The organism is Sporomusa acidovorans, assembly GCF_900101845.1.
Lineage (GTDB): Bacteria > Bacillota > Negativicutes > Sporomusales > Sporomusaceae > Sporomusa > Sporomusa acidovorans.
Genome location: NZ_FNAM01000087.1, coordinates 1 through 9,830, shown reverse-complemented (window position 1 = coordinate 9,830; position 9,830 = coordinate 1). Strand labels below are relative to the sequence as shown.

10 protein-coding genes are annotated in these 9,830 nt (G+C 48.0%); 8 read left to right on the top strand and 2 right to left on the bottom strand.

The annotated features are described in order from the left end of the window. Positions 1-188 (bottom strand): hypothetical protein (locus tag BLR65_RS30660; protein WP_425441027.1); only part of this gene is annotated, 188 nt, incomplete at its 3' end. Between the two features lie 348 nt (positions 189-536). Between BLR65_RS30660 and eno the strand changes: the two genes are divergently transcribed. From eno to smpB, 8 genes are all read left to right on the top strand, one after another. Then, positions 537-1,823 carry a phosphopyruvate hydratase gene (gene eno, locus BLR65_RS28060; RefSeq protein ID WP_093798033.1) on the top strand — a complete coding sequence of 429 codons (1,287 nt, stop codon included), beginning with the start codon at positions 537-539 and terminating at the stop codon, positions 1,821-1,823. A gap of 28 nt (positions 1,824-1,851) precedes the next feature. Continuing rightward, positions 1,852-2,088, top strand: a complete 237-nt coding sequence (locus BLR65_RS28055) for a primosomal protein N' (protein ID WP_093798031.1) — start codon at positions 1,852-1,854, stop codon at positions 2,086-2,088. 196 nt (positions 2,089-2,284) lie between these two features. Beyond that, a complete protein-coding gene (secG, locus tag BLR65_RS28050) occupies positions 2,285-2,515 on the top strand; it encodes a preprotein translocase subunit SecG (protein ID WP_093798028.1) in 231 nt (76 codons plus the stop codon). A gap of 83 nt (positions 2,516-2,598) precedes the next feature. Then, entirely contained in the window at positions 2,599-4,605 is a 2,007-nt protein-coding gene (locus BLR65_RS28045) for a sodium-translocating pyrophosphatase (RefSeq protein ID WP_093798026.1), read from the top strand. A gap of 161 nt (positions 4,606-4,766) precedes the next feature. Then, positions 4,767-5,528, top strand: a complete 762-nt coding sequence (locus BLR65_RS28040; RefSeq protein ID WP_093798024.1) for an alpha/beta hydrolase — start codon at positions 4,767-4,769, stop codon at positions 5,526-5,528. Beyond that, entirely contained in the window at positions 5,521-5,913 is a 393-nt protein-coding gene (locus BLR65_RS28035) for a PaaI family thioesterase (protein ID WP_093798022.1), read from the top strand. The genes BLR65_RS28040 and BLR65_RS28035 overlap by 8 nt, the downstream gene beginning before the upstream one ends. Positions 5,914-5,915: 2 nt before the next feature. Further along, positions 5,916-8,189 (top strand): ribonuclease R, encoded by a 2,274-nt coding sequence (rnr, locus tag BLR65_RS28030; RefSeq protein WP_093798020.1) that lies wholly within the window; start codon positions 5,916-5,918, stop codon positions 8,187-8,189. Positions 8,190-8,301: 112 nt separating this feature from the next. Continuing rightward, positions 8,302-8,772 carry an SsrA-binding protein SmpB gene (smpB, locus tag BLR65_RS28025; RefSeq protein ID WP_093798018.1) on the top strand — a complete coding sequence of 157 codons (471 nt, stop codon included), beginning with the start codon at positions 8,302-8,304 and terminating at the stop codon, positions 8,770-8,772. 7 nt (positions 8,773-8,779) lie between these two features. Here smpB and BLR65_RS28020 read toward each other — a convergent pair whose 3' ends face one another. Continuing rightward, positions 8,780-9,703 (bottom strand): DMT family transporter, encoded by a 924-nt coding sequence (locus tag BLR65_RS28020; protein ID WP_093798016.1) that lies wholly within the window; start codon positions 9,701-9,703, stop codon positions 8,780-8,782. Between the last annotated feature and the right edge of the window lie 127 nt (positions 9,704-9,830).

Below are 9,830 nucleotides of genomic sequence, written 5' to 3'. Positions count from 1 at the left end.
GGGAAGTTAGGACGGCCATTATCGGCAGAGTATAACGGTGCAAAGGGTGCTTCATCAATCTGGCTGAAAACGTGTTCGTAAAATATGGGAGCCCAACTGGCCATTAAGCGTTTTTGTTGACTGGGGTGTAAATGCTGGAAGTCATCAAACAAGCGTTCCTGAAGGTGTGAATTATTTTTGCGAAACATTTATATTCGCTCACTTTCAAATATCGTTATGTTTATAATAATAATATTCGACTTCAAGCAGAAAATCCCTGTTCGCAATACCTACAAAACCTTATTTCATAAGGGCTTTAGGTCATTTTCTCTCGGCAACTGATACCCCTGTGCAGGGGGAGTTTTCGCAGTAGAATCATTGGATGCTATATATTCCGCATTAAAGAAGCTTGCAGGCGCAGGCGGGCGGCGTATTGACAACGCTCCACCACTGGCGTTTGACTTCCGCTTTTGCCAACACGCCGCCCGCCTGCAAAAAATTTTTAGCAGTTGCACATGGATGGCAAGAATAATAAAATTTATTTGGGGGGAATTCTTATGTCTACAACGATTGTCGATATTTTAGCCAGAGAGATTTTAGATTCTCGCGGCAACCCTACTATTGAAGTGGATGTACTGTTGGAAGACGGTACGCTGGGACGCGCGGCTGTCCCGTCCGGTGCCTCGACCGGCGCCTATGAGGCCGTAGAGCTTCGCGACGGTGACAAAAGCCGTTATCTGGGAAAAGGCGTACTTAAGGCTGTGGAAAATGTGAATGAAATTATTACGCCGGAAATTGTCGGTATGGACGCTCTTGACCAAATCGGCATCGACAGGGCGCTGATTGAACTTGACGGCACCCCGAACAAAGCCAAATTAGGGGCAAATGCCATTCTCGGTGTTTCGATGGCAGTGGCTAAAGCGGCGGCATCTTCTCTCGATATGACCTTGTATCAATATTTAGGCGGCGCCAATGCCAAAGAATTGCCTGTCCCCATGATGAATATCTTAAATGGTGGCAAACATGCCGACAACAATGTGGATATTCAGGAATTCATGGTTCTGCCGGTGGGCGCGGAAAGTTTTGCCGAAGCTCTGCGAATGGGGTCGGAAATTTATCATAATCTTAAAAAAGTGCTTGCCGGCCGTAATTTAGCGACAGCAGTTGGCGATGAAGGCGGTTTTGCACCCAATTTAGCTTCTAATGAAGAAGCGTTGAAAGTTATTATCGAAGCTATTGAAAAAGCAGGCTACAAACCGGGTGAGCAGGTTATGCTTGGCCTGGATGTGGCTGCAACCGAATTATTTAAAGACGGAAAATACCAGCTCGCCGGCGAAGGTGTTGTGAAAACTTCGGCCGAAATGGTGGAATACTATAGTCAGTTAGTTGACAAATACCCGATTATTTCCATTGAAGACGGTATGTCGGAAGACGACTGGGATGGCTGGAAGCTTTTGACGGAACGGTTAAGCGGCAAAATTCAACTGGTGGGCGACGATCTGTTTGTTACCAATGTAGAACGGTTAAGCCAGGGGATTGTGGCGAAAACAGCAAATTCCATCCTGGTCAAAGTCAACCAAATCGGTACTTTGACCGAAACCTTTGATACGATCGAAATGGCAAAACGGGCCGGTTATACCTGTGTAATTTCACATCGTTCCGGCGAAACCGAAGATGCGACCATTGCCGATATTGCCGTAGCCGTGAATGCCGGCCAGATCAAGACCGGTGCACCGGCCCGGACCGACCGTGTGGCCAAATACAACCAGTTGCTCCGTATTGAAGAGCAGCTCGGCGATCTGGCTCAATACCGCGGCTATAAGGTTTTCTACAATTTAAGATAAGTTCGCGCCGAGAGGAGGTGAACGAAAAATGCCGAAGGGATATTTTCTCAGATGCGGTGACTGCGGCTACTTGTACGAGTGTGAGGAAGACTTGCTGGAATGTGCAAACAAAGTTGTCTGTGATCACTGCGGCAGTTCCAACCTGGAAGTCATTCAGCAGCAGGAAGGCCGGTTTGGCTGCACCAGCCGTATGAATACGCATGTAGTCAATGTGAATGCCTATGTGGATCATCCCCAACCGGTACAACCCTCCGATAAGGCGTAACCTCTGTGGTCAATAAACAGCCGGCTGACACGGCTGTTTATTTTTTTTATGAATTGGGAAAAATATGGTTAACATATGTGAAAATATCGACTAAATAAATTGTCAGTATCATTTAAGTATGCTAAAATATTGTTATGCCTTGGCAGCATAAGACTGCAGCAAGGATAACGGTATCAGTCATGGGAGGTGTTAAGAAGTGGTAACAGGACTGATGATTTTGGAGGGTGTACTTTCCATTGCGCTAATTGTGGTAGTCGTAATGCAGTCAGGTAAAAGTGCCGGTTTGTCAGGTTCAATCGCCGGGGGCGCCGAATCCTTTTTTGGCGGCAAAGCTAAAGGGCTTGACGGATTTTTGGCCAAAGCAACAATTGTCATAGCTGCATTGTTCGGTTTCGTAACAATGGTTTTGGTTAAATTGATGCAGTAGGGTGACTTAATCTCAATGGCTGGAATCACTTCGGCAGATTGAGGTGTTTTTAGGGTTTTAGGTAAAAGGAGGAAAGTTAAATAATGGATTTATTGTACATTGCTCCGCTCGCAGGTATTGTGGCGCTGGCTTTTGCCGCATACTTGATGGCTAGTGTGCTGAGAGAAAGCGCGGGCAACCAAAAAATGCAAGAGATTTCACAGGCAATTTTTGAAGGGGCTATGGCCTTTCTTAACCGTCAATACAAAACATTGATTCCATTTACCATCGTCATTTTTCTTATTCTCTTTTATGTAGATGGTTACAAATTGGCAGTATCCTTTCTCGTAGGTGCGATTTGCTCCGCGATTGCCGGCTATGTCGGCATGACTTCGACCACCAAATCGAATGCCCGTACGACGGAAGCTGCCCGTCACAGCCTTAACAAAGCGCTGAATGTCTCTTTCCGTGCCGGTGCTGTTATGGGTATGTCGGTTGCCGGTCTTGGACTTTTAGGTGTATCCAGTTTATACATAATCTTTAGGGATCCTGTTGTTATTAACAGCTTTGCTTTTGGCGCCAGCGCCATTGCGTTCTTTGCCCGTGTCGGCGGCGGCATTTTTACCAAGGCGGCTGACGTTGGCGCCGACCTTGTTGGTAAGGTTGAAGCCGGAATCCCCGAGGATGATCCTCGTAACCCGGCCGTTATTGCCGACAATGTCGGCGATAATGTCGGTGATACCGCCGGTATGGGAGCCGACTTGTTCGAATCTTATGCCGCAACCGCGATTGCCGCTATGCTGATTGGCCAGACCGTATTTAAAGGTGATATTAATGGTGTGCTGTTTCCGCTGGTAATTGGTGCGGCCGGTATTTTTGCTTCCATTGTCAGTACTTTCTTTGTTCGTACCAGTGAGGACGGAGATCCCCAGGCTGCCTTAAACAGAGGAATATGGGGAACCAATATTCTTGTGGCTGTTGCCACTTACGTGATTGCCAGTGCGATGTTCCCTGGCAAAGCGGTTGGCATCACGATTGCTGTTGTTTGTGGTTTAGCAGTTAACGTACTTGTAGGTATGATTACCGAATACTATACTTCCAGCAGTAAGCCGCCTACCCAGCATATTGCTGATTCCTCGCAAACAGGCCCGGCCACCAACGTCATTGCCGGTATTGCTTGTGGCCTGAGAAGTACTGCATTTCCGATGATTGTATTTGCTCTTGCCATTGCCGTTGCTTATGGGCAGGCTGGTATTTATGGTATTGCCATGGCCGCTATGGGTATGCTTTGTACAGCGGGCATGATTGTTGCCGTTGACTCTTTTGGCCCCGTAGCCGACAATGCCGGTGGTATTGCCGAGATGGCCGAACTTGGTCCTGAGATTCGTAAAACTACAGATAAATTGGATTCTGTCGGTAACACAACCGCAGCGATTGCCAAGGGGTTTGCCATTGGTTCCGCTGCTCTGACGGCACTAGCGCTGTTCACCGCATTTGGCGAAGAAATTGCCAAGAATCCTAAATTATCCGGCTTATTAGTCAACGGACATTTGGTAATTAATCTGACCGAGCCAACTGTCATTATTGGTATCTTCTTAGGAGCAACTCTGCCGTTCCTTGTTTGTGCATTTACCATGGAAGCGGTTGGCAAGGCCGCCTTTGAAATGATTGGCGAAGTTCGCCGTCAGTTCCGGGAAATTCCTGGCATTATGGAAGGCACAGGCCGTCCTGATTATGCCAGCTGCGTTGATATCAGCACGAAAGCTGCTATCCGTGAAATGATTCTGCCTGGCATTTTTGCTGTAGGCTCACCGATTCTTGTTGGTTTTGTTCTTGGTGCGAAAGCATTAGCCGGCTTCCTGGCCGGTGCGACAGCAGCCGGTGTGCTGTTGGCCCTATTCATGTCCAACGCCGGCGGCGCTTGGGATAATGCGAAAAAATGGATTGAAACCGGCAAGTACGGCGGCAAAGGCACGCCAACTCATGCTGCTGCTGTTATTGGCGACACCGTTGGTGACCCGTTTAAGGACACTTCCGGACCGGCCATGAACCCGCTCATTAAAGTTGCCGGTACGATTTCACTGATTATCGCGCCGCTTCTCTTCATGTAAAAGGTAATAAACAAGACGCCAAGCTTTTATTAAGCCTGGCGTCTTTCTATTTTCAGAGCCTTCCTCTATATTTCCCTTACGTGGCAGATAATGGTATAATAATGATGAATCATATATACAACTATATTTAGAAAAATACTAAGAATAAAGGGGAGTTTTATTTGGCTATCATTCCGGGCGCCGAGCCATTTTATTTGCCAGGTGGTAAAACCGGAATACTGTTAGTCCATGGTTTTACCGGGGCTCCGTCAGAAATGCGTCTGGCAGGAGAATATTTGAATCATTTAGGATATACGATTTTTGCGCCGCGGCTGTCAGGCCATGGGACAACGCCGGAAGATATGGCGAAAACTATTTGGCCGCATTGGTATAGCAGCGTTGAGGATGGGTATCATGTATTACGCAGCTCTTGCAGCAACATAGCCGCAGTTGGCTTGTCGATGGGCGGTCTGTTAGTCCTTAAACTGGCCAGTGAATATCCGGTGAGTAAACTGGCTGTATTGAGTGCTCCTATTTATATCGCGAATAAACGGCTGCCTTTGCTGCCGTTTTACCGGGTGTTTACCAATTATGTAGCCAAAAAGCGCAAGCGTTTGCCGAATGTGGCTGAACAGTATTCTATCAACTATGAGCGGACACCGCTTAACAGCTTAAATAGTCTGCTCAAGCTTATCCGGCACGTTGACGCACTTTTGCCCTTCATAACCGTGCCCACCCTTGTGGTTCAATCCAAAAAGGAGCATACGGTGGAGCCGGTGAGTGCGCAATATATATATAATAAGCTGGGAAGTACGGACAAAAAATTGTTGTGGCTGCAAAAATCAGGCCATATTGTTACGCTGGATACCGAGCGTGAGTATGTATTTCAGGAACTTGGCCGTTTTTTGGCAGGCGATGAAAAAAGAGGTGCTCTAAATGAGTGAGAATCAGTGGTGTTTTGCTTGTGGTCCCTGTAATCCTATTGGTTTAAAACTACGTTTTCAGGAAGAGAATAATAGTTACAAGACAAGTTTTATACCAGGACCTGAACATCAGGGCTATGATGGTATTATGCACGGCGGTTTGATCAGTACGCTTTTAGATGAAGTAATGGCGCGCTACTTATATGCCAAAGGCTTAACGGCCGTTACCGCCAAGCTGGAAGTGCGCTATCGTCAGCCAACCCCGATTGGACAAGAGTTAGCCATCAGCGGCTGGATTACCGGTCAACGGGGAAAAATGGTGGAAATGGCCGGAAAAGTTACTCTGCCGGACGGAACTGTGACGGCGGAGGGAAAGGCAATCATTGCCTTAAAAGGAGATGAATAACTATGGATTTGCCTGACCGGATACTGAATTTTATGCGGGAAGAAGCCTATAAACCGCTTACTGCTGAAGATCTGGCTGCCGATATGGGCCTGCGCGGCAAAGAACTGGAGGATTTTTGGCAGGTATTGGACAAGCTGGAGGAGGAGGCGGCTGTTATTCGCACCCGCTACGGAAAATATGGAATACCGGACCGTATGAACCTGGTTGTCGGAAAATTTTCCGCAACCGCTAAAGGTTTTGGTTTTATTTTGCCTGAAGACCAGCAATTGGAAGATGTCTTTATACCGCCTGATGCGATTGGCGGCGCGATGCACGGCGACCGGGTGGTGGCCCGCATGCATAAACGGCATATTTCCGGTAAGGCAGTCGAAGGAGAGATTATCCGTATCGTCACCCGGGCTAACAGCAAGGTTGTGGGAACCTTTGAAGCCAGCCGCAACTTCGGTTTTGTTTTACCTGACGACCGCCGGATCGGCCGGGATATTTTTATCCCTAAAGATGAATTTAACGGTGCCAAAACAGGTGCTAAGGTTGTCGTAGAAATTGTGGAATGGCCGCGAAAACAAAAAAGCGCCGAAGGCCGTATCCTTGAAGTATTGGGCCAACAGGGCGATCCTGGCATTGAAATTTTATCGATTATCAAGAACCATAACCTGCCTACCGAGTTCCCGTCTGAGGTTGAGCAGGCGGCCGCGCGTGTTCCTACAGCCATTAGTCCGGAAGAATTACTGAACCGGCGGGACCTGAGAGAACTCAATGTTGTTACCATTGACGGTGATGATGCCAAAGATTTGGATGATGCCGTTTATGTCGAACGTTTAAAAAACGGCCGTCATCTTCTCAGTGTGCATATTGCGGATGTGAGCCACTATGTACGGGAAAACACACCGCTGGATAATGAGGCCAGAACCCGTGGCACCAGTGTGTATTTGGTTGACCGGGTAATTCCCATGCTGCCGCCCCGCTTGTCAAATGGAATTTGTAGTTTAAATGCCGGTGAGGACCGGCTGGCCTTATCGGCACAGATGGAGATTGACGGGCGCGGACAAATCTTAAATTATGAAATTTTTCCCAGTGTTATCCGGGTAAAAAAACGGCTTACCTATACGATTGTGCGAAAAATTGTTGCCGATCATGATCTGGAATTGCGGGAAAAATATGCGGATTTGGTTGGTCCTTTGGAAGAAATGGAGCGGCTGTGCCGCATTTTGCGGGACCGGCGCATGCGTCGCGGGGCCATTGATTTCGATTTCCCGGAAATAAAGGTGAAATTGGATGATGCGGGGCGGCCGGTTGCTATTGAAAAACGAATACGCAGTATTGCCGAATCAATTATTGAAGAATTTATGCTGGTTGCCAATGAAACAGTGGCCGAGCACATGCACTGGCTGGACATACCTTCCATGTTCCGGGTTCATGAAGAGCCTGATGAAGAAAAAATGGCCAGGCTGAATGTATTGTTGGGGAACTTCGGCCAGCATTTGCCCAAAACGCACGAGATTCAGCCCATGGCTCTGCAGCGGGTGCTGAGCAAGATAGCCGGACGCCCGGAAGAGCGTATCATCAGTACGGTGATGCTGCGCTCGCTCAAGCAAGCCCGTTATGATTCCGAAAACCTGGGACATTTCGGTTTGGCCGCCACCTATTACACACATTTTACCTCACCTATCAGGCGTTATCCGGATTTAATCGTTCACCGCTTGATTCGTGAAACTTTTTCCACCGGCGATATCTCAGCCAAGCGCCGGCAAAAGTTATCGGTGATGCTGCCGGAAATTGCCCTGCATTCTTCCGAGCGGGAACGGGCGGCGGCTGAAGCCGAGCGGGCAACTGTTGACTTGAAAAAGGTTGAGTATATGGCCCAGTTCGTTGGCGAGGAGTTCGACGGCATTATCAGCGGCGTTACGGCCTTTGGCTTCTTTGTCGAAATTACCAATGGCATCGAAGGGTTGGTGCACATATCCAGCCTGGATGATGACTACTATCATTATGTTGAGGAGCAATATGCCTTAATCGGCGAACGGACAAGCAATATTTACCGCCTGGGCAATACGGTTAAAGTTATTGTTGCCAAAGTAAATCCGGCAGACCGTACCATTGACTACGTATTGTCAACAGACTATAAACCGCTGCGGGCGGTGGATGGACGGTCCTCTGATAAAAAACGCGGCAAATCAGGCACCAAACGCAGCACCAGTAAAATGCCGACAGTTAAACCTAAGAAAAAATCAACAACCAGTACCAAGCCTAAAAAGCCCCGAGTACCGAAAAAATAACTCTGCTTAACTGATAGATGCACTCTCACCCAGCTTTGGGCCGCAATTGACGTGCGGCCGCAGATACTATACAATAAGCATATGGTTAGCAGGATTCTACGAGGTGAGAAACATGCCCAAACAAGCAGGCATAAAAATAGCGGCGGAAAACCGCAAGGCCCGCCACGATTACCATATACATGAAACTTATGAAGCCGGCATTGCGCTTACCGGCACAGAAGTCAAGTCCCTGCGCGCCGGCAAGGCCAATCTCAAAGACGCCTACGCCCGTATTGAGCAAGCGGAAATTATGCTGCATAATTTGCATATCAGTCCTTATGAGCAGGGAAACCGCTTTAATCACGAACCTTTGCGTACCCGGAAGCTTTTGATGCATCGCTATGAAATCAATAAATTAATTGGTAAAACCAAAGAAAAGGGCTATACGTTGGTACCGCTTAAATTATATTTTACGCGGGGCAGGGTAAAAGTTGAACTGGGACTTGCCAGCGGCAAGCATACCTATGATAAACGCCAGGACCTTGCCGAACGGGATGCTAAGCGGGATATGGCACGGGCCCTGCGCGACAGGCAAAAAGAATAGTCAATGATCATCGTTCCTGCTGTTTTTCAACGGCAAGAGCTAAATCACCAGGACTAGCCTCATTTTTTCCGGCCCAAAGCTGTAAAATAATGATGCCGCCAAGTATCAAAATGCCGCCGCCGATTTGCAGCGGCGTTATTTTTTCATTAAGTAACGCTACTGACAGCAGTACCGTGATAACCGGTTCCAGGGTACTAATAATCGATGCATTGGTAGCGCCAACGCGAGCCATGCCCGCAAAGAAGCCCATAATGCCAACTATGGTTGGCAGCAGGGCAATGCCGATTATCGACAGCCAGCCTTGCGGCGGCAGGTTCCAATTCAAGGAATCGGTTATTGCCCCGGCTATAGCGAAAACAACAGCCGCTGAAGCACAGACATAGGTGGTTGTTACAACCGGATCTTCATTTTTTACCAGACGATTGCCCAATACAATATAAACAGAATAAACAATTGCTGCTGCCAAGCCGAAAACAAAGCCCAAGATGCTGATGTTTTCAAACGATACGCCGAGAACAAGAAACAAGCCGGAAAAGCAGACCGCTAATGCGAAGCCTTTTTGCCGGGTGAATTTTTCGTCACCAATAAAAAAAGACAGCAGGCTGACTAACGCCGGGTAAGTATACAGCAACATGGCGGCCAGCGATGCGGGCACATATTTGATTGACAACGCAAACAGCAGGGACATGGAGCCGTAACCCAAGCCGCCCAGCAGCGCCAGGCGCATCATCAGGGATTTATTGATTTTCAGTGAAATACCACGCCATCTTAACAGGGCCGCCAGACAAATAGCGGCCAGAATAAACCGCCCGGCCAGGATTGTTATCGTATTGGCGCCGGCGGCGTAAGCGAATTTTATAAAAATCGCTAACGTGGCAAAACCGGCCGCAGATGCCGTAACCAGCAAGGCACCGATATGTTGTTGACTCAAATATGATCACTCCTCTAGCCCTAATATATTCGGCACCCGCAAAAGTTTCTCCTTTTCTTTTGCAAGAATTGGCAGAGAGTTCATGGAAAAAAGATTCATTTGGCGGCGAACAAGCTTTGTGGTATAA

Coding starts and splice junctions, on each gene's coding strand:
- eno (WP_093798033.1), top strand. CDS start 537: ATGTCTACAACGATTGTCGATATTTTAGCCAGAGAGATTTTAGATTCT.
- BLR65_RS28055 (WP_093798031.1), top strand. CDS start 1,852: ATGCCGAAGGGATATTTTCTCAGATGCGGTGACTGCGGCTACTTGTAC.
- BLR65_RS28045 (WP_093798026.1), top strand. CDS start 2,599: ATGGATTTATTGTACATTGCTCCGCTCGCAGGTATTGTGGCGCTGGCT.
- BLR65_RS28035 (WP_093798022.1), top strand. CDS start 5,521: ATGAGTGAGAATCAGTGGTGTTTTGCTTGTGGTCCCTGTAATCCTATT.
- rnr (WP_093798020.1), top strand. CDS start 5,916: ATGGATTTGCCTGACCGGATACTGAATTTTATGCGGGAAGAAGCCTAT.
- smpB (WP_093798018.1), top strand. CDS start 8,302: ATGCCCAAACAAGCAGGCATAAAAATAGCGGCGGAAAACCGCAAGGCC.